The following is a 483-nucleotide window of genomic DNA, read 5'->3' as shown; positions in this document are numbered from 1 at the left end:
AGGAGAGGTTTCCCTCTCCCTTCTTTTACTCCGAGTCGTCTTGGCGGTTGCGACTCTTTTGTACTTCTTCTTTAACTTTGAAGTACACATCTGAGATATTTTTAATTAACCCAGACAGTTGATTAAGACCTGTAATAACTGCTGCAATGATTACCCAATTCATATTATCACCTCCCTTTGATATCTCTATCATATCACTTTGGTTTGCTCAAGTCAACAACAAATTTTATCTTTTTTCAAATGTTGTTAAAAGTTTCAAAATAGAAACGCAATATCTTTTAAAAGATTACTTACTATAAATGCGTTATAAATTATAAAAAAAATAGGAGAGGTTTCCCTCTCCCTTCTCTTACTCTGAGTCGTCTTGGCGGTTGCGACTCTTTTGTACTTCTTCTTTAACTTTGAAGTACACATCTGAGATATTTTTAATTAACCCAGATAGTTGATTAAGGCTCATAATAACTGCTGCAATGATTACCCAAT

Annotated in this window: 1 protein-coding gene; it reads right to left on the bottom strand. The window is 34.0% G+C overall.

Annotated elements, in window-relative coordinates; all coding sequences use genetic code 11:
* Positions 1-25 precede the first annotated feature (25 nt).
* Positions 26-163 carry a hypothetical protein gene (locus tag GBN91_RS29160; protein WP_176535481.1) on the bottom strand — a complete coding sequence of 46 codons (138 nt, stop codon included), beginning with the start codon at positions 161-163 and terminating at the stop codon, positions 26-28.
* Positions 164-483 lie beyond the last annotated feature (320 nt).

This window comes from Bacillus sp. B1-WWTP-T-0.5-Post-4 (assembly GCF_009183795.1).
GTDB lineage: Bacteria > Bacillota > Bacilli > Bacillales > Bacillaceae_G > Bacillus_A > Bacillus_A cereus.
This window is presented reverse-complemented; position numbering and strand designations above follow the sequence as displayed.

Bases quoted from the DNA above. Each gene is read 5' to 3' on its own strand.
- GBN91_RS29160 (WP_176535481.1), bottom strand. From the start codon at position 163: ATGAATTGGGTAATCATTGCAGCAGTTATTACAGGTCTTAATCAACTG.